Raw genomic sequence first — 18,952 nt, 5'->3', positions numbered from 1 at the left:
TTTGTGCATTTGAGGTCTTCCCCTCTCCTCCGTAATGAGGCTTTGAAATACGGTACATATTCGTCCTCTGTAAAAGAACTTTGACGCTCCTTTAAATGTAAGAAGCCAAAATCGCCAAGGAAAAACTCTATCTTCGTAACGGATATAGCAAAATTAGTTTCTAAGCAGTATAATCTTCATCTTTTTGTGTCAAATTGAAAAACCGTTTGCTTCTTTCGCTGCACTCACTGCCTGATCGTTCAGGATCGTTACAGTGCCATATCTCTAAACCTGCTCCTTAGGTTTTCTGCTGTATAAGCGGGATTTTCACCATCGTGAGTGATGAAGTTATGCGAATGAGGTGCTTGCCTGTTGTGGGGCAGAATTAGGGGTGAAACGCATATCAAAAGGAAGTGAGGATGCCAGTTCTCAGCACTATAATTGCGGCGGCTTTCTCATTACATTGAAAAAATGGAGTTACTTCAAGCTGGAGACAGCCCTTGTCTATCCAAACGCGCGGCTTACAACTTACGGGCCGCTAAAGGACGGCATGCATGAGCCCGCGCCACTCGGTTTGCCCTAGAAGAAACAAAATCGCAATAATTTATTGAAAAGAAGTGTTCCGTATATAATATTCCCATTAATAAAATGAAAATCGCAAACGTCATTGTATTTGCAGAAATATAAAAGCATCTTTGTTGTAATAAATGCACATAACTGCATGTCCCAAAAAATAAAATCTTATTGTATTTTTTGTCTCTATGTCTGTCTAATACTTTTGAGTCGACCATCACCCCTATATGGACAGCAGATCAATGTAATCAGAGGTAAAAATTAAAAAGCTTATATATGAAAGAAAAGACAATAAAAATCGGTATCATTACCGTTTCCGACAGGGCCAGCAACGGAGTCTATAACGACATCTCCGGTAAAGAAATCATCCGTGCGCTTCGCAGCTTTATTGTTCAGGAGTGGTCACAAGTGTACCGTATTGTTCCTGATGAACAGGTTTTGATAGAAAAAAATCTGATTCAGCTTATTGACAAGGAAGGATGTTGCCTCGTCGTGACCACCGGAGGCACAGGCCCTTCACTGCGCGATGTAACCCCTGAAGCCACGGAAAGTGTCTGTAATAAAATGCTCCCCGGGTTTGGGGAGCTCATGCGCAAAATCAGTCTTAGAAAGGTCCCCACTGCGATCCTTTCACGTCAAACTGCAGGCATCCGCAACAATTCGTTGATTGTGAACTTACCCGGAAAGCCGTCTTCCATCCTTACCTGCCTTAGGGCTGTGTTTCCGGCCATTCCATATTGTATTGAGTTACTGGGAGGACCTCACATCTCCCATAACGAGAAAATCGTCAAGGTCTTCCGGCCTTCTGGCGGATAAACTTATTTCTGCTACGTCTGCATCCGATTTTCTCCTGCGGAACTCCTACCGGAAACTTTTATTCTCAAACAGCTGAAAATCGGTGGAGATTTTGGTCCCCTGAGCGATTTACCTTGTATGGATCTCCGTATACCGGATTATTACCCCGGCTCCATAATTCCTGCCGGGGTATACTTTCAACGAGATTATCAGCTCACTATTTAATACCGAGAACGAACTCGTCCTCACGAAGAGCCACTGACAATCCCCACCGAGCCGAAGGGCTCCGGCTTGATGGACGTGGGATTGTACAAAACTTAGCTTAGAAATGGTCATTAGGTATACCTACAAGGGCTTAGAAAAACTTAAAGTCTCGAATTTTAATGGCAAAGGAGGTCGTATTTAAATAAACAACGAAATGAAGAGGATTATTACGAACTTTATCGAACATATCGGTTTCACTATGGGAAATCAACTGCAATATGGACTGTTCTGAGAAAATTTTGTCCCCGCCAATGGGTGTGATGAGTCCGAAATCCTTGGTTTCATTGATGAATTTAACAACTCCTTCTTGCATGGTAAAAAATAAATTACGGGCGCCGCACATTCTGAAGCCTCATACAGGTTGAGCGTTAAAATGAAAAGCCCGGACATTTTGGATTGCCGGACTCTTCTAACCAACCTAGACCTGCTGCTTTATATACAAAAGCTATGCCACTCTCAGAAACGTTGCACTTTATGCCCACAAGGGTAGCGAGGGAAGAATCACCAAAAGCCCTTTTATCTATGATGGTAAAAAGGGCTTTTAAAGATATTGCAAGCCTCGGTTGGGCTAACCTAATAGGGCATAAAGGAGCTACGAGAAGAATAGTCATTAAAGAGCATCGCGAAGTGGCTGTCGAGGAACGAGACTGCCTCTTGCTTCATCAGGCGAAGCGTCCCAAAGGAGCGCAATCGAGGGAGGAGCCCGGAATCACAATACTTTTTAACAATGCTTTAAATACTAAATTTATTAGCATATATTTGCGCTATGGTTGGGAAATTTCAACAGCGTACAACGCAAAATTGTCGGGGTTTCAAATCCCCTGCTGAGGATTATTTGTGGGAAAACCCACACCGTATTTTCTATTTCCATATGGCCGGCAAACCTATTTAAGGCTTATTTTACCCTCGATATTTAATTGCACATGATACTACACGACGCCCTATACGGCAAGTTTGAAACAGTCCCGGTTATTGAAGCACTGATTGAATCGGCTCCTATACAAAGGCTTAAGGGTATTCATCAGGGAGGCGCCATCTTTTTGGTCGACCCATCCATTGCCCATACCCGCTACGAACATTCCATAGGCGTCTTGTATCTTGTGCAGCAGATGGGGGGAGGCATCGAAGAACAGATTGCCGCCCTATTGCATGATGTATCGCACACGGCCTTTTCGCACGTGGCCGACTATGTATTCAACCGAAGGGGAGAGGACTACCATGAACATATTTTTGAGGATGTCGTACAAAGCTCTGTGATTCCGGCTATCCTGTTGGAATATGGCTACCGTACCGAAGACCTCTTCCATAAGCAATACCCCTTACTCGAGCAGCCCTACCCCTACCTCTGCGCTGACCGTATAGATTATACCCTTCGTGATTCCCACGCTGCCGGATTAATGGAGCTAAATGAAATTCGCTGGTTTATAAATGAGCTTACCATAACGGATGGGCGTATTACCTGTAAAGACCAAGTACCAATGGACTGGTTCAGAGAGCGCTTTAAAGCGCTGAACAAGGAATATTTTCGCAAACCGGGACACCTGTTTGCCAACCACCGCCTAGCAGAACTGCTGGAGCACGCACTGTATTGGAATATCATCCGTGAGCAAGACCTAATGGGCAGTGATGATGAGGTGTTAGATACCCTGCGCGGGCATAACCTTACCAACGGAGCCCTTTCGGCTATCAAGCGCTTTTCTGGTTTCGGTTCCTTCAATGCCGAAGAGGCATCGGCAAGACTGAAAATACGGGCGCTGTAGCGTTGAATTTAACAGCCAACTTTACAGGTAAATGTTCATACTGAGGCAAAGTCTTTAGATTATATAGATTTACCTACTACATTTTATAGGTTGTTATGATGTGACGAATTGATAATATATTGTTTGCTAAGAACCTCTATAATTTTTTAGTTTTATAACTATGACTGTCGACCAAATTCTTACTGCAATAGGTTTATGGGTTTCGGAACCTTAATTAAAAGTTTAGTGGATTTTTTAATCTCAACCAGAAAAGCAAAATAAGAGGCGAAACACGCTTTCAAGCAAATTCGATATAAAGCAATTTTGTTTCTCGGATTTCCGGCCGAAAAAGTGGTCGAATTGTTATTCCCTTTTGACTGTTTTCAGGAAAGCGGTCACACCACCGTCTACTAGAATATCCGTTCCCGTAATAAATCCAGCTCCAGGTCCCATTAGGAATTCTACCATTGCGGCAATGTCTTCTGGATTACCTATACGCCCTACAGGAGTGTTATGAAGCATGAATGCCATTTCACGAGAAACTTCTTGTTCCCTTATACTCATTGGAGTGCTTATGATTCCTGGGCTTATTGAGAGAATTCGAGCGCCCTTCTTACCCCAACGCGGAGCGGCCGCGACCACTTGCAGATGATTAGCGAGCTTGGATACGACGTAGGCCTCACGAGCAGTAGATACGGACCAATTCTTCACATCGTTTTCCAGGTCAACAGCAGATAACGTTGTTACAGACCGCTGCTCATCCCCCAGTCAACGGGCGACCCAAATAGGCGGAGTTACTCGAAATGAATATACCTGTGGTTCCCCAGGAGACATGTGGTTCAAATGCTTCCATAAGCCTCGCTGTACCGATCAGGTTGATTTCCATGATCTGTGCAGCATTTCCCATCGTAGGCGAGATGCCCGCCGTATGGACTACCGCAGCAAGTTCACCCTCCCAGGCAGCGACGTTAACAAAAGTGTCCACTGATTCTTTGCTGCAAATATCCAGTAGTACCGGCGTTACATCGTATCCAGCCTTGGTCAAGTCTCTGGCCACTTTTTTCAACTGACCCTTGTTGGAATCCCCCAGTACCATTTTAAACCCCACGCCAATCCTTCTAGCGCAGGCCAGGCCGATACCCCCTAATCCTGTTATTGCAATTACTTTTTTCATGGTCGACATATATATATTAAAAACAATTACCCGTTAATTACTGTTCCGTCCTCCCTTTCACCTTTCTAACAGACAAGGCTATAACAATATTGATGATTCCCGGGATAAGTCCGAAAACGATCCATACCGCGAAACGAGCTCTAATAGAAACGGGTTCCACAAGATCACGAAAGAGAAAGAGATTTCCAGGAGGCAAAAAACGGGCGTCCGCCCAAGTCCTTCAGACCTTTCCTTCATGCGTAAATATAGAGAAAATAGTTAGAAATCTAACCATATAATATCATTTCTACTTAACCGGTTAAATGCTTTGTCGATCTTATAACAAAAGCGGTATTTCCTTGTGATATACAGTACTCAGAGACCGCCAGCACATCTGATTAACGATCTCCCGCGTTAATGATTTCTTCGACAATTAAAGAAAAGGATCGGCCAACGTGACTACCTAATCAGGATGATATTAGCCAATAGTATCTCCTTCCTTGGCAATGAAGCATGAAGACGAGACTAATACGGTTTCTGTTAAGAAGAAATAAGTTTGAATCCTAACCTTTTTTAACTATTTTCGTATTGCGGTCCGATTGATGCGATCAGACACCGCTAAAAGAAATAAAATATTTAACGTAAAAAATTAGCACTATTCATTAATGAAGGGTCTTTAATGACTTCGGCTCTTTCTTTAATGATAAAAAAGTAAACACATCGAAGATTGAGAATTTATTCGGGAATGCTCCCCTTATTGCTGACAATATTTGGCATCGCGAATTTATACAGATACTGTAAATTAAAGCTTTACTGACATGAATTTACCAACTCCTGAGATTAACTTAGCTTTTTGCTATACGTTATCCTTCTCCCTTTTATCGTTCGTATTGGCCAAATTTGCCCGGAAAATAAAAGGTGTTCGGAAGGAAATTGAATGATTGAGAGTACATTCCTCGATATCGGCAGTTGGAAATCAATTAATATGACGGATGTAAAAGATCGGGTATCCAAGCTTTCTTTGAGATTGTTCTTCAAGCCTCGCCGCATGACATGCCGGATAAGGCAGACTAAAAGCGTTGGTTGAAAAGCCTTTAAGAGTTATAAAAGCACATTATAATGTAAATTCTTGATATATTAAATATACATGCATATCTATTTTCAATCAGATTTCTGAATCCTTACTTATATACTGGGAACACACATTATAACTTCAAAATATATGGCTAATCTAAAAGAAATAAGAAATCGTATTGCCTCAGTAAAATCTACACAGCAGATAACCAAAGCGATGAAGATGGTTTCGACCGTAAAACTGATTCAGGCGACAAAAACGATTAACCAATTAAAGCCCTATGCCGAAAAAATGAAGGAGATAGTGGCGCATTTATCTACATCCCTAAAAGGAAAGGGATCCTCGCCATTTATGGTAGCCCGGACGCCAAAGAATATTTTGTTAATTGTGGTTACCTCTAACAGGGGCCTCGCCGGCGCATTTAATGCGAATGTAATTAAGGAAGCGAACTTAACTATTTCCGGAAAATATATGGAGCAGCACAGAAAAGGTAATTTGAAAATAGTTCCTATTGGCAAAAAAGGTCGTGATTCTTACAAAAAGAATGGGTATCCATTAATAGATGATTTTGTTGATCTGTTTACCGACTTAAACTTTGAGAATACTTCCAAACTTGCTGAATTTATCATGGATGGCTTTTTGCGGGCGCACTTTGACAGGGTGGAGATTGTATATAATGAATTTAAAAATGCAGCCGTTCAGTTTCTAAAAACAGAACAATTACTGCCTTTATTAATCACCGATAGCTTCACTGAACCCGTCGATAATGATGACATGCCATATGACTACATTATGGAGCCATCAAAGGAGAAGCTATTTGAAACGCTGATCCCTAAATCTATCAAACTCCAGTTGCACAAAGTATTAGCAGACTCACATGCTTCCGAGCATGGAGCACGCATGACAGCCATGGATAAAGCGACCGAAAATGCCGGAGAATTGATAAAGTCATTAACACTTTCATATAACAGGGCACGTCAATCAGCTATTACAAATGAAATAATGGAAATTGTTGGCGGTGCAGAAGCTTTATCCCGCGGTTAGGCAATCAAGACCAGCGAGCTTATGCCAGAAGTTTGAATACCTGTCCTTTCTTAATTTTTTAAGAAAGAACAGGTATCACTCACAAGCTGTAGCATAAGCCAATAAAATGTTCGCTCCGTAAGAACCGTGCATTTAATCGTTCCAGGTAATTAACGACACTTCCAGTTTATTCGGCAATACTATTTTTTCACTTGGGACAACTCTAAGCGTGTAGTCGCTAAGCGGTCTTTCTGAAGAGAATCGCAAAGAAAAACTCGCAGTAGAAGAGGCACTATCCACTTCGGACAATAACATTTCGCGGCACTCTTCATCGAAACCATTTGCTTTATCAGCGTATATCTCTACACTTATTAAATATGGCGCCACCTCACCCAGCAGGATCGATGCCGAGAACGTCAGGTGACCATCCTCAAATCTTGATTGTACGTGGCCGATGGAAATACTCCCCCAGTCTGCTTTTAACTTTTTAATCAGCAAACACTCTGCCCGCAGTGTTTCCGCCGTTTTTGAAGCGCGTGTTAAATAATTTTTCGTTAGTGGCAGATAGAATCTCTCGGTGTATTCTTTGACCGTTCTGGTAGCAGAAAACCGGTAGGTAAGATCGGTCATGCTTGCTTTAATTTTTTTTACCCATTCCAAAGGAGTGCCCCTTTTATCTCTTTTGTAGAACAGCGGTAAGATTTCCTCTTCCAAAAGGTCGTACAATTCATGTGCTTCGACATAATCAGTATGATCGTTATCCGACGACTCCAATCCGTTTCCTATAGACCATCCATAAGCCGGCTCATAAGCTTCCGCCCACCAGCCATCGAGCACCGAAATATTAAGTCCGCCATTTGCCAGTATTTTCATCCCGGAGGTACCGCAGGCTTCCCACGGCCGTCTGGGTGTATTCAGCCAGACGTCTACCCCGCTCACCATCAGTTGGGCTAATGCGATATCATAATCGCTTAAAAAAATCACCTTTGTTTCCAAATCATGGGCACGAATAAAATCGATCCAGTGCTTAATCATATCGTTCCCGCCCCCATCAAAGGGTGGCGCTTTCCCCGCCACAACAATCTGGATCGGTGCGTTATGATTTCTCAGTATATTCAGTAAGCGTTGTTCGTTATACAATAGCAAACTGTTACGTTTATACGGAACAAAACGCCGGGCGAAGCCGAGTGTAAATACGTCTGGATCAAAAAACTCTTCGGGCTTTAAATTCTGCTGCTTTATTTTATCTATGAGATAAAATTGCTTAGGGGCATGCGTGCGTATCGCTCTCACCAGGTCCGCGCGCTGTATGTTTCTTAAATTCCACAGGTCGGCTGCCGAAATCTTTGACACCTTCGACAGATCATCGGACCCTCCGGATCCCAGATTGCTCTTACCTACATTTTTTTCCCAGCTCACCTTGGCCGGTCTACCTGTCCAGGTTGGCAGATGAATGCCATTGGTGACATATCCGATCGGAATTTCATTTTTCGGTAATCTTGGAAACAAAGGAGCAAATAAATTCTTACTGACATCGCTATGTAAACGGCTCACCGCGTTTACAGCACCGCAACCACGCATTGCCAGATAGGCCATACCGAAGGTCTCATTTGGATTATCCGGATTGACTTTTCCCAAATTCTCAATAGTCGATAAATCCGTTTGCAGCTCCTGCTCGACATATTCTCCCAAAAATAGTTTCAGGAGATCAGATGAATAATAATCAAAGCCAGCTGACACCGCAGTGTGCGTTGTAAATAAGTTCCCTGCCCTTGTCGCATAGAGCGCTTCTTCAAAGGAACACTTTTTACTGCTCATGAATTCTCGCGCGCGTTCCAGTACAAGAAATGCGGCATGCCCCTCATTCATGTGACAAACCTGTGGATGGATATCCAGCTCCTTTAAAACGCGGTATCCCCCGATTCCCAAAACGATTTCCTGCTGTATGCGCAAGTCCATTCCTCCCCCATAGATTTCGCCGGTAATACTTCGAAGGATGGGCGAATTGGCCGGATCGTTTGTATCCAGCAAAAACAGCCGCGAATGGCCTACCTGTGCCTGCCAAACCCTTATCCAAAGCTCATCATTCGGAAAATTCAATTTTATACGCAGCCATTCCCCGTTCTCCTTTCTCACAGGAACTACGGGTAACTGGCTGGAGTCATTTGAAGGTTTTAACACCAGCTGACGCCCATCTAGTCCCAGCTCCTGACGGAAATAGCCCTGTTGATAAAGTAAGCCTACAGCTACCACCGGAACACCCAGATCATTTGCAGCCTTTAACTGATCACCAGCAACATTGCCGAGGCCACCTACATAGATCGGAAGTGATTCCGTGAGCATGTATTCCATGCTAAAATACGCTATGCAATCCAGTGCAGAGTTCTTGTGTGCGGATTCAAACCATGTCGTATACGTATTCCGCTTAATAGCTTCTGTTGCAAGCTGCTGTGCGTGATTCCAAAATTCTATATCTTTCCTCCGGGCCTTCAGTGGCTCTACAGAAAGAGATTGCAACATGAGCCATGGGTTATGTGTTTTGTCCCATAATACAGGATCCATTCCCTTCCAGATTTCATCGGCATGGTGGTTCCACGACCATTGCAGATCGAGGGCCAGCTTCGCGAGGCTTTTAACAGTTGGCATTTTCTGTGCGGACAGTGCTAATGAGATATCCATAACGGGTAACTTCATTTTTGCCATTTAATTACATTTTTATAGTTCATTAAAAATTGTGTTAAAACTTCAGTATAAATGCATCAGTAGAAACCACCTGCATGGCGATCCCATCGCCCAACCTTGACGTATAAATATTTTTTTCAGAGAGCAGGTCTCTCAGCTCAAGTCCTTCATGCTTATCAAGCCCGAAGTAATTCAGCACCTCATCCGGCAAAAAAACGCGCACCTGTTTATTTCTACGCTCAAAATTCGCCACAATCAGCAAACGCTCCCTTTGCGTGTACCGCAAAAAAGCATACGTCTTTCCATTAAAGCCTTCCGACCAGCTATTTCCTTGCAGCAGCTCAAAGAAAGCGCCCTGTAGAACGGCCTCCTGATCGCGCGCTATCCAAAGCAACCGGTTATAAAACTTTCTCAATGCTTTCTCATTTTCATCCAGCCCGGCCCCATCGAAAGCACCGCCATTCATCCAGCGTTGATGGTTGGGGACGGCAGTATAGTCATATATCGTTGTCCGCCCATCATCATTGCTATAACCGGTAGCGCCAGCTGCCGGTTCATCGATTTCTTGCCCAAAATAGAGCATCACCGGTCCCGAAGAAAAGGTCGTTGCAATCACCATGGCAGCTTTCGCAAACCACGGGTTTCCGGCGAAAAAACGCGAGGCAATACGCTGCTCATCGTGGTTTTCAAGAAATCGCAACATATGCTTTGAAAAACCGTTACATTGGTGTTTCCATACTTTCGTAATATCGTCAACATGAGCATCATGATGATCTTCGATCAATCTCCGCAAGCTGTCGTACAGCCCTACCTTATCATACAAATAATCAAAATTGCCCTCTTCAATATATGCCCTGTATACCGTTGGATTATAAATTTCTGCTATGAAGATCAACTCCGGGTAATGCTCTTTCAATTTTGGAATCACCCATCCCCAAAAGGCCAATGGAACCATTTCAACCATATCACAACGAAAAGCGTCCACTCCATTAGCCGCCCAGTACTGTAAAACATCGTACATTTTATACCAAAGGGGAGGAATCGGGTCATCATATAATTTCCGGCCGCCCAGATAGTCCACGCCATAATTAAGCTTTACCGTATCAAACCAGTCGTGCAAGCCTGGATTCGCGACAAAAACATCATTCCCCGTAGCTTTTGCTGGTATTTCCTCAAACACAGGCCCTTCTTGGCGATCATTCCCATCTGATTTCAAGAGCGGAGAACGGAATGCCTCGCCTGTCACATAATAGAAGTCGTTCGTCGGACTGAATGACTTCGACGTATTGTCTTCGGCTCCGATCGCAACGATACCACTCGGAGCTTCCTTCCCCGAATAGTTGCGTGAGACGTGATTTGGAACGAAATCCAGCACAACTTTCAAGCCCTGCGCATGTGTGCGTTCAATTAATGCTTTAAACTCCTCAAAGCGCTGATCAACAGAAACTGCCAGATCCGGGTCTACGTTGTAATAATTTCTTACCGCATAGGGCGAACCTGCTCGCCCTTTCACGATATTCGGATCATCAGCAGGCAGATCAAAGGCGCTGTAATCTGTTGTCGTAGCATGTTCAATAACACCCATATACCAGATATGGGAGACACCCAGTTTCTTAATCCCATTCAGTGCCTTAACACTGATGTCATTAAACTTTCCACATCCATTTTCTTCCAAGCTCCCGTTATGCTTGCACATTTCTGTCGTATTACCGAATAATCTAACAAACAATTGATAAATGATCAGTTTATGATCAGTTAGATGCTCGTTGGTACTATTTTCAAAATCCAGCAACCTAAATTGTTTATAAAGTGAAACCATAGTAATACCGCCCGACAATCTATAACTTCAAAAGCTGATCGCAAGCAACTTACTGTATGGAGAAAAAACTCACACTTCCAAAAAAGACTAACTCAATAAGCCTGAAATCTATCGTGAGTTGTTATTAAAAACCCGCTAAGGACCCTCCATCAACTACGAATTCGCTTGCTGTACAAAATGCACTATCATCCGATGCTAAAAGCAGTACTATACTGGTCAGGTCGTCAGGCTGGCCGATTTTACCCAAAGGGATCGCTTTTGACAAAGCTTCAACCAGTTCTTGGGAGTCTTCCTGTTCAATCATAGGTGTAGCCACAACACCGGGGTGTACGGAATTTACACGGATATGAAAGGGCGCAAATTCCAATGCCGCTGTTTGAGTCAATCCCCGAACGGCGTATTTACTGCTGCTATAGGCCGCATTTCCTTTTGATCCAGCCAAACCCGCTATAGATGAAATGTTGATTATGGATGCATTTCCGGATTTCTTCAGTAAAGGCAGCGCGTACTTCATACCCAAGAATACCGATATTTGGTTTACACCAATAACTTTTTTATAAACATCAAGACTCGTTTCACTGATAGGACTAGCCATTACTATTCCTGCATTATTGACTAAAACATCTAACTTTTCTTCGTTTTTTTCGATAATGCCGATTACTTTTTTCCATTCATCTTCCGAGCTTACATCGTGGGTGATGAAGATGGCGTTTGGCCCTAGGCCTGCAGCGAGTTTCTCACCTTCTTCGGAAAGAATGTCTGTAAAATAAACTTTCGCCCCTTCTTCTATAAAACGCCTAACATGTTGACTACCCATGCCACGGGCTCCGCCTGTAATAAGTGCTATTTTTTTACTAAGTTTTGTCATTTCAAAGTTTTTAAATGAAGATATAACAGAAGTAATCATCGCTCTGGAGATTATATTCCCATGTAGGTAATATATTGCCTGATCCGGTTAGCATATACTCCAGATATTGCTGTCTTTTTTCGATAGTATCCAGAAATTATTGAATGTCTACACCAGTAATCAGATTCTTGTTGCGGTTGTTTTTTCATCTCGTCTCACCGATTACTTGTCTTACTGAATTAATTATGCCCATTTAATGCATAGATAAATACTGCCCTGTTAATTCCTTTCCATTACCCTATAGTTTAATAGTTTTTAAGCTCACCTTCTGTTTCGTCGATCCAGCTCTGAAGTTTTTCCTTATGCTTTTCAAATTCTAGCTTTGCTTTTGCAATCAGGTTATTTCTTTTTTCTTTGAGGCCGGTCAACCTAGTCTGCCATCTTTCTTTGCTATTTGCCGAAAGCTTGTTAATCTCTTTCTCCAGACCACTTATATCTTCATCTAATTCCGATATTTTTTTTCTGATATGATCGACTGATTTTTTGAAAGATTCTTCGGTACCATAATTCAACAGACTTAAAGAAGTTTTAATTTTCTTCGAAAGTTCCTGATAATCTTCTTTGATATCTTCATAATCGTCAATAAGGTCTTCTTTTTCCTCGTCGAACTGATCAGCTACATCGTCTTTCCAATTGGAAAACTTTGTTTTCATATTACCAAACCATGTGGCAATCTTCCCCTTTTGTTCTACTGCATTTTTCTTGACTTCTTCTTTAAGCTCATTACGCTGCGTTTTTAAGGTGGAAAGCCGGGCATTTAGTTTTTCTTTTTCTTCTTCCGTAGCCTTTTCGAGTTTACTGCTGATTTCCTGAATTTCCTCATTCAGTTCTCTTTGCTGCCTTATAATAAATTTTTCCACTTCCTCATTAACATTCAATCTTTTAATTTCTACGTTGTATGGCTGTATAACAGTATTGAGCGGAGTCTCCCAATATTCATTGATATTCGCAACAATCGCGGTTTTTCCTACAGGAATGGATTCTGAAGCTTTTTCCAAAAAGCGTGACGACTTTGACGATCGGATCAGATCCCCTATCCCGCCGGCAAACAGACCGGTTGTCACACCAAAGAGCACACCCAGAGGACCGCCTAACAAACCTAAAAAGCCGCCTGCGAAAGCTCCTGATGTAGCATAGGAGGTAACTTCGTTCTTGGCATTTTTCAGGGTAACTTCTCCTGTTTCATTTTTACTCAACACATAAAATTCGTTAATGCTGATGTCTCCGTCCGCAGCTAGTTGGTTGATCGTTTGAGATGCTTTGAAAGCATGCTCTTCCGAGTCGAAAAATACAGTGATGATTTTTTCCATTTTATATTATTTAATGATTATTTTTTAGTCAATGATGGCACATTCATTATTAGCGGCTTATCCGATTAGAAATTCGTCTGTGTCTTTATTAGCTTCCTGAGCGAAAAACCTAATATGATATTAATAATTCCCAAAGCAATCAACCCGAAACCGATCCAGAAAACAAACCCGACTCCGGTAATAAGCGGATTCCAAAGCAGTATAAATGAGAAGATTGTTCCGAGAACTCCCATAACAAAGATCCATCCCCAGCTTTTGGAACCATTATCTCTTAGTTCTACCGATGTCATTACATACATAATGGAACGGAACAACAGCCAAAATCCTATATACAGCGAAAGCAATATTGCAGAAAGATCCAGCCGGATGCTCAAAAGAAGCCCTAAGAGAAATGTAATGATTCCACCAGCGAAATACCACCCCCAATTGCGGAGGGTTTTCCTATTCGACAAAGAGTAGGCCATCTCGACAGTACCCGAAACGATAAATCCAACACTGAACATGAAGGCTACCGTTAAAAAAGTGTTGACCGGCGTAGCGATGGCAAAAAAACCTAGTCCAAGAAATAGAATACCAAGAATTAACGGTATGTACCAATACTTTACATTTTTGTCGATTGAGCTTTTCATGTTCGTCCTGTTAATTTTTTAATGATACTACCTAGTTTATGCTGTTTTGAATTAGTGAAAAACACATGTTTAATGTTATTTTATTCTTCTGTTCATCTTTAAAATGATCTGATTCATTAAGCCGATTTCTTCCTCCGTGACGTCCTTATACAATGTACTGAAGATGTCTTCGAGCAGAGGCTCCAAAAGAGCTGCGTAGTTATTTCCCTGCGTCGTAAGGGCTACGATTTTACTTCGGCGGTCAGCCTGGTCATTCGTTCGGGTGACAAGTCCCCTCTTCTGCATATTATGAATGAGCGAGGAAAGGCTCGCTTTGTTCCTGGAAGTAATATTCGCGATCTGCTGTTGATTCAGACCTTTACAGACCTTTATGACGTGATAGAAGCACCAGTATTCCAGCCATTTCATAGGTAAGATCAACATTTAACTTGGATAGGGACGCAGCGAAAGCATTCCTGATGTTAACACCAAGCATATGCATATTTTCTAATACTTCATTAATATTTTCTATCAAATTCATAAGCCATTATCTAATAATGTAAATATAGATGAATATTGTTAGAATTCAAACTATATTTGCACAAGTTGAAGATAAAAGCATGAAAGGCTTCTGACACTTAATACCGTTACCAACAAAATTGCAGTTTCCTGTCAAGCCCTCCCCGGCAAGATAGTAAACTGTTATTTAACAATATCAAACAGGACAATGAAAAATACCTTAACTGAATACGCCCAATTTCTCCGAAGATGGCCTTTATGGTACATTTTAATATTTATCTTTTTGCTGCGGCCAGCGATTATAAAAGCACAGCTTATCGAGCGCGACAGTGGATTTGTTGCATCTCAAGCGATTAAAGAGCAGGCAGGTTTTGCAATTCACCGGGATAATTATTTTATCACCGGCATACCATTAAACGAACAGCCGACAAAAAACAATTCAGACGTAAAATATCAGATCAGTTTTGAACAGCGGTTGAGAAGGACATCCCTTCCCGGAGGGTTATTTCCCTATCTTACTTATACCCAAAAGGCATTTTGGGATGTATATAGGGACTCCAAGCCTTTCGATGAGATCAATTTTAATCCCGGTATTGCTTTTGTACGACCATTTTTTGTAAAAGGTCATCGGTTGGTTTATGCCGCCCTTTCTCTAGAGCATGAATCGAATGGCCGTGATTCCATATATTCACGGAGCTGGAATTTCGTTGCATTTTCTTTACGAGCTCAAATCCAAGAGCGTTGGATAGCGGGTCTCAAATTTTGGCTACCGATGTCTTATAAAGATGAAAACCCCAATTTAATGGAGTATATAGGCTTTGCAGAAGCCTCAGTCAACTACAGCATAAAGCCCAATAAGTGGTCATTTGACATTACCGCAAAAAAGGGAAAGGGCTGGAACAAAAAAGGATCCATGCAAGCGCAGTTAAATTGGAGACCCTTTAAAGATGAAAATCAACATCTGATGCTACAGTGGTTTCAGGGCTACGGAGAAAGCCTAATAGACTATCAGAAACATACCAGTATGATACGCTTGGGATTTGTCCTGAAATCTACTGCGTTAGGTTTTTTTTAACAGCTTTAATTGTTGGCCTAACACTTGAACCATACTACTATTTGAGTGAATCTGAGATGAACGCGCTATACTCGATAGCATTCTTGTACATTATCCTAGTACTACTATTCAATGAATCCACAGAACGACGGATTCTTTTATGCTACAAGTTGAATCCAGCGAAAATATTAATGCCACCAATTATCAGATAATTGTAGCCAAAGTCAACTTCCTTAAGTACCAACGCAGCTTTTAACAAATTGTTAAAACGAAAAGACCTGTGAACCAATATTGTGGGCTTTTGCTGAAACTAACCATCGAGCTTTTAATAATACCATTGTATAAACAAGTCAACCTATTTTGGAGAAAAAGAGTTTGAACGTCATTAGCTATTACAATTTTCGTATTTTAGTAACAATGGATAGCGTCATCAATCTACTTATCTTCTCAATATACTCCAACAAAGGAGTATATGCCCTACTATTGGGTTCGGGAATCTCAAGAAATTCCGGAATACCCACAGGGTGGGACATTGTGATCGATTTAATCAAGAAAATCGCTCACTTAGAAAAGGAAGATTGCGGCGATCATCCCGATCAATGGTACAGGCAGAAATATAATGAAGAGCCGGACTATTCGAATTTGCTGGAAAAACTTGCGACCACTCCTACAGAAAGGCTCAACATCTTACGCACCTATTTTGAGTCAACAGAGGAAGAGGATGAAGCTCAACTAAGGCGTCCCACAAAGGCCCATGATGCTATTGCCAAACTAGTTAAGAGAGGATATATAAAGGTAGTGATCACCACCAATTTTGACAGATTATTAGAAACTTCGTTAAGAAATGAGGGAATAGAGCCAGTGGTGATTAGGCATCCAAGCGATATAGCGGGAGCTGCGCCGCTGGTACACAGCCCTTTTACGTTGATAAAAATCAATGGAGATTATCTGGACAGTAGATTTTTGAATACCAAAGACGAATTAGAAAGCTACGATGATATCCTTTCGAAGTACATAATCACCATATTAGATGATTTCGGCATTATTTCCTGCGGATGGTCTGGAAAATGGGATAATGGATTAATAAACACGTTGAGGGCAAGCGCCAACTATCGGTATTCCAGCTTTTGGACACACATAAGCGACAAAAGCTCGGAACTACAAGATGTCGCGACCTTTCGGAAAGGGCGCGTTTTAAAAATAAGGAGTGCCGACAGCTTCTTTGAAGAACTTGTAGAAAAACTGGAAGCACTAGAAAGAAGTGAAGAAAACAACGTCATCAGCATTGAGATGGCTACTGCGCGAGCAAAAAAATACCTCTCTAAAGCTGAATATTTCATCCAACTATCCGATCTTTTGGCGGCCGAAAGTAGGAGTTTAGAAAAATTAATAGCCGAACACTTTGATCCTGCACTTTATCCGTCAAAAGATAATTTGGCCCCAGTATTACAAAATTTTACAGCGGCAGCACTGCATTCACTGCCATTATTAATGACCTGTACGTATTGGAGTAAACCAACACATCATAAATTAATCACTGATTTTATAACCAGAACAAGTCGACCTCGACCGATATCTGCATCCTATGACGAAACCAGAAATCTGTACTATTTTCCGGTATTACTCCAGCTATATGGCGTAGGTATTATTGCATTAAAAACCGAAAATTATCCGTTACTCGACAAATTATTTAGGACAAAAATAGCCTTTGATTACGATGGATACCGGGCGAAGGAATATCTTATCTCAAAAGTGAACAGCGCACTAATCGCACAAGGAAAGTTTAACGAATTTATTGGAGAGAGGCATTCTACACCTATTAGTACATATGTCAACCAGCGTATCGCCGATTTATTTACAGAATATTTTGACTCTCCAGCGGATTTTACTGAAGCGTTCGACCTATTTGAATATTTGCTTGCATTAAATCACGTTTATCTTATTGGCAAGAAATTTGGATTTTATTCGGCTCCATATGGAGAGTTTAAATGGAGAAGCCCCCTTAGAAATGGAAATACGCTTACCAGTGAATTTCTAGCTTCAGCTAAGGTGGAAAAAGAGTCTTGGCTACCACTTAAAGCGGGTATGTTTGATAAATCATTCTCCAAATTTGAAGAAGTGCACAATGACCTTCAGGAATATTTGGCAAAAATTTATCTCCGTTAAAGGCGAATATTAAAGCCACTAGTGCTTCATTTCGCTTACACTAATTCTTACAATAGCTTGAACTGACCAAACCCCATAAGTTTTTTCTTATCTTGGCTGTTTAGCACGAGACGTCGACAATGAAACCGGTTGAAGCACAAAATTCAGACAGCAGACCAGACGATGGAATCAGGTGGAGAATTTGATCATTGGAGCTGTGTCCCTAGGCAGTCAAATGTCATTTGTGGAACTTGACGAATTTGACCTTGGATCAGAAAATATGAACAATCAGGTTGTTCTTTTCTTTTTTCGAATAAAGGGCGTTACCTGTGGAGTGATACGCTTTTCCGTTTTAGTTTTAAAGAAAATAAGCTCATTATTAATCCGCCATATGAGCTACCATAGATCTGTAGGTTCTATTACAATCGGCATCTAAACTGACTAACGGATTGTACTGATCTACCGTGTCGGTTTTCTGAAATTGCTTGCTGAGCTTGATGAATAATTTAATCCCTTTCAAAATTGCTTTTTTTCTCAATATGGAAAAACTCTTTTTGCTTTTGTACCTGTGCAAGCACACCATCAGGCGTAGCAATAATCAATAGCAAAAAAAAGCATGTTAACAGGGATAAATCAGTCATTCTCATTCACTTTATGTAATTTTTATTCTATTTTTAGTTAGGAATTCGGGGTTGCTTTTTATTGATTTATTCCAACTTCTCACAAATGTGGTTTAGGTTCTCTATCAACTCTTGCACCGCTTCAGGTGAAAAGTGTGTGCCTTCGACACGTAAAATTTTGTCGCAGTCGTCTAAATCAAAATTAATTTTTGCATCCGGGAATTCTATCAAAAGTATTGACAGCACAAATTCCGCCTGTTTTTGATATTTGACATCTGTTTTAAAAACTGCAACCATTTTCATTTGTTCTTTTTAATAAACGGATTAAACGACAAACCCACATTGGCATAAAAAGCTGGCTTGGGTTTCGTTTTTATTTCGGCATCTTCAAACGATTTTTCTTTCTCAAAAAATCCGCTGCCTATTGCTATACGCATTCCTGTTTTGGCAGTTAAAACAAAATTTTCGCCCAGAAGTCGCTCGTAAACCAAACCGTTGTAAATATCGATTTGCCGGTACTCAAATTTTTGTTTCGGGTTTGCAGGATTTAGGTTATACAAATAAAAATCGGCTCCTTTGTTAAGCTCAGCTCCTACGGAAATCCGGCTGTAAATCGTCAGCAAAAAGTGGACACGATATTTTAAAAACTTAAGGAGTGTTTTCATCAAAAACGTTAGATTTAATTAT

The 18,952-nt window shown here is 41.4% G+C and carries 18 protein-coding genes; 7 read left to right on the top strand and 11 right to left on the bottom strand.

From position 1 onward, the window contains the following. Positions 1-370 precede the first annotated feature (370 nt). Positions 371-562: a hypothetical protein gene (locus EPX21_RS22815; RefSeq protein ID WP_166670828.1), complete on the top strand. Its 192-nt coding sequence runs from the start codon at positions 371-373 to the stop codon at positions 560-562. A gap of 266 nt (positions 563-828) precedes the next feature. Beyond that, entirely contained in the window at positions 829-1,368 is a 540-nt protein-coding gene (gene mog / locus EPX21_RS19765) for a molybdopterin adenylyltransferase (protein WP_134091389.1), read from the top strand. 334 nt (positions 1,369-1,702) lie between these two features. Here the strand turns inward: mog and EPX21_RS23180 are convergent, their stop codons facing one another. After that, entirely contained in the window at positions 1,703-1,924 is a 222-nt protein-coding gene (locus EPX21_RS23180; RefSeq protein ID WP_240768745.1) for a hypothetical protein, read from the bottom strand. Between the two features lie 134 nt (positions 1,925-2,058). On the opposite strand from EPX21_RS23180, the gene EPX21_RS19755 reads away from it, so the two are divergent. Then, complete coding sequence (locus EPX21_RS19755; RefSeq protein ID WP_134091388.1) at positions 2,059-2,439, top strand: hypothetical protein; 381 nt, start codon at positions 2,059-2,061, stop codon at positions 2,437-2,439. 95 nt (positions 2,440-2,534) lie between these two features. Further along, positions 2,535-3,371, top strand: a complete 837-nt coding sequence (locus tag EPX21_RS19750) for an HD domain-containing protein (protein ID WP_134091387.1) — start codon at positions 2,535-2,537, stop codon at positions 3,369-3,371. Positions 3,372-3,713: 342 nt separating this feature from the next. Here the strand turns inward: EPX21_RS19750 and EPX21_RS23325 are convergent, their stop codons facing one another. Together EPX21_RS23325 and EPX21_RS23320 are read right to left on the bottom strand one after the other, a co-directional pair. Then, positions 3,714-4,061 (bottom strand): SDR family oxidoreductase, encoded by a 348-nt coding sequence (locus tag EPX21_RS23325; RefSeq protein WP_166670827.1) that lies wholly within the window; start codon positions 4,059-4,061, stop codon positions 3,714-3,716. A gap of 46 nt (positions 4,062-4,107) precedes the next feature. Next, positions 4,108-4,524, bottom strand: a complete 417-nt coding sequence (locus EPX21_RS23320; RefSeq protein WP_166670826.1) for an SDR family NAD(P)-dependent oxidoreductase — start codon at positions 4,522-4,524, stop codon at positions 4,108-4,110. A 1,201-nt stretch (positions 4,525-5,725) separates the two neighbouring features. Here EPX21_RS23320 and atpG point away from each other — a divergent pair. Beyond that, positions 5,726-6,622: an ATP synthase F1 subunit gamma gene (gene atpG, locus EPX21_RS19735; protein ID WP_134091384.1), complete on the top strand. Its 897-nt coding sequence runs from the start codon at positions 5,726-5,728 to the stop codon at positions 6,620-6,622. Between the two features lie 132 nt (positions 6,623-6,754). Here the strand turns inward: atpG and glgP are convergent, their stop codons facing one another. The 6 genes from glgP to EPX21_RS19705 form a co-directional block, all read right to left on the bottom strand. After that, entirely contained in the window at positions 6,755-9,304 is a 2,550-nt protein-coding gene (gene glgP / locus EPX21_RS19730; protein ID WP_134091383.1) for an alpha-glucan family phosphorylase, read from the bottom strand. A 34-nt stretch (positions 9,305-9,338) separates the two neighbouring features. Beyond that, positions 9,339-11,075, bottom strand: coding sequence for an alpha-amylase family protein (locus EPX21_RS19725; RefSeq protein ID WP_166670825.1), 1,737 nt, complete (start codon positions 11,073-11,075; stop codon positions 9,339-9,341). Positions 11,076-11,226: 151 nt separating this feature from the next. Beyond that, on the bottom strand, positions 11,227-11,970 hold the full coding sequence (locus tag EPX21_RS19720; RefSeq protein ID WP_134091381.1) for an SDR family oxidoreductase: 744 nt from the start codon (positions 11,968-11,970) through the stop codon (positions 11,227-11,229). Positions 11,971-12,254: 284 nt separating this feature from the next. Beyond that, positions 12,255-13,319, bottom strand: a complete 1,065-nt coding sequence (locus EPX21_RS19715; protein WP_134091380.1) for a DUF1269 domain-containing protein — start codon at positions 13,317-13,319, stop codon at positions 12,255-12,257. 65 nt (positions 13,320-13,384) lie between these two features. Continuing rightward, a complete protein-coding gene (locus EPX21_RS19710; protein ID WP_134091379.1) occupies positions 13,385-13,948 on the bottom strand; it encodes an HdeD family acid-resistance protein in 564 nt (187 codons plus the stop codon). A 75-nt stretch (positions 13,949-14,023) separates the two neighbouring features. Beyond that, positions 14,024-14,356, bottom strand: coding sequence for a MarR family winged helix-turn-helix transcriptional regulator (locus EPX21_RS19705; RefSeq protein ID WP_166670824.1), 333 nt, complete (start codon positions 14,354-14,356; stop codon positions 14,024-14,026). A gap of 298 nt (positions 14,357-14,654) precedes the next feature. Between EPX21_RS19705 and EPX21_RS19700 the strand changes: the two genes are divergently transcribed. Together EPX21_RS19700 and EPX21_RS19695 are read left to right on the top strand one after the other, a co-directional pair. Beyond that, entirely contained in the window at positions 14,655-15,521 is an 867-nt protein-coding gene (locus EPX21_RS19700) for a phospholipase A (protein ID WP_134091377.1), read from the top strand. A gap of 339 nt (positions 15,522-15,860) precedes the next feature. Next, a complete protein-coding gene (locus tag EPX21_RS19695) occupies positions 15,861-17,666 on the top strand; it encodes an SIR2 family protein (protein ID WP_134091376.1) in 1,806 nt (601 codons plus the stop codon). A gap of 686 nt (positions 17,667-18,352) precedes the next feature. Here the strand turns inward: EPX21_RS19695 and EPX21_RS19690 are convergent. Both EPX21_RS19690 and EPX21_RS19685 read right to left on the bottom strand, forming a co-directional pair. Continuing rightward, positions 18,353-18,568: a hypothetical protein gene (locus EPX21_RS19690; protein WP_206106115.1), complete on the bottom strand. Its 216-nt coding sequence runs from the start codon at positions 18,566-18,568 to the stop codon at positions 18,353-18,355. Further along, positions 18,565-18,930, bottom strand: a complete 366-nt coding sequence (locus EPX21_RS19685; RefSeq protein WP_134091375.1) for a hypothetical protein — start codon at positions 18,928-18,930, stop codon at positions 18,565-18,567. Before EPX21_RS19685 ends, EPX21_RS19690 begins: the two co-directional genes overlap by 4 nt. Between the last annotated feature and the right edge of the window lie 22 nt (positions 18,931-18,952).

This window comes from Olivibacter sp. XZL3 (assembly GCF_004368405.1).
In the GTDB taxonomy this organism is placed as follows: Bacteria; Bacteroidota; Bacteroidia; order Sphingobacteriales; family Sphingobacteriaceae; genus Olivibacter.
This window is presented reverse-complemented; position numbering and strand designations above follow the sequence as displayed.

Bases quoted from the DNA above. Each gene is read 5' to 3' on its own strand.
- EPX21_RS19700 (WP_134091377.1), top strand. From the start codon at position 14,655: ATGAAAAATACCTTAACTGAATACGCCCAATTTCTCCGAAGATGGCCT.
- EPX21_RS19685 (WP_134091375.1), bottom strand. From the start codon at position 18,930: ATGAAAACACTCCTTAAGTTTTTAAAATATCGTGTCCACTTTTTGCTG.
- mog (WP_134091389.1), top strand. From the start codon at position 829: ATGAAAGAAAAGACAATAAAAATCGGTATCATTACCGTTTCCGACAGG.
- EPX21_RS23180 (WP_240768745.1), bottom strand. From the start codon at position 1,924: ATGCAAGAAGGAGTTGTTAAATTCATCAATGAAACCAAGGATTTCGGA.
- EPX21_RS19715 (WP_134091380.1), bottom strand. From the start codon at position 13,319: ATGGAAAAAATCATCACTGTATTTTTCGACTCGGAAGAGCATGCTTTC.
- EPX21_RS19710 (WP_134091379.1), bottom strand. From the start codon at position 13,948: ATGAAAAGCTCAATCGACAAAAATGTAAAGTATTGGTACATACCGTTA.
- EPX21_RS23320 (WP_166670826.1), bottom strand. From the start codon at position 4,524: ATGAAAAAAGTAATTGCAATAACAGGATTAGGGGGTATCGGCCTGGCC.
- EPX21_RS19720 (WP_134091381.1), bottom strand. From the start codon at position 11,970: ATGACAAAACTTAGTAAAAAAATAGCACTTATTACAGGCGGAGCCCGT.
- glgP (WP_134091383.1), bottom strand. From the start codon at position 9,304: ATGGCAAAAATGAAGTTACCCGTTATGGATATCTCATTAGCACTGTCC.
- EPX21_RS19690 (WP_206106115.1), bottom strand. From the start codon at position 18,568: ATGAAAATGGTTGCAGTTTTTAAAACAGATGTCAAATATCAAAAACAG.
- EPX21_RS19755 (WP_134091388.1), top strand. From the start codon at position 2,059: ATGCCACTCTCAGAAACGTTGCACTTTATGCCCACAAGGGTAGCGAGG.
- EPX21_RS19750 (WP_134091387.1), top strand. From the start codon at position 2,535: ATGATACTACACGACGCCCTATACGGCAAGTTTGAAACAGTCCCGGTT.
- EPX21_RS19705 (WP_166670824.1), bottom strand. From the start codon at position 14,356: ATGAAATGGCTGGAATACTGGTGCTTCTATCACGTCATAAAGGTCTGT.
- atpG (WP_134091384.1), top strand. From the start codon at position 5,726: ATGGCTAATCTAAAAGAAATAAGAAATCGTATTGCCTCAGTAAAATCT.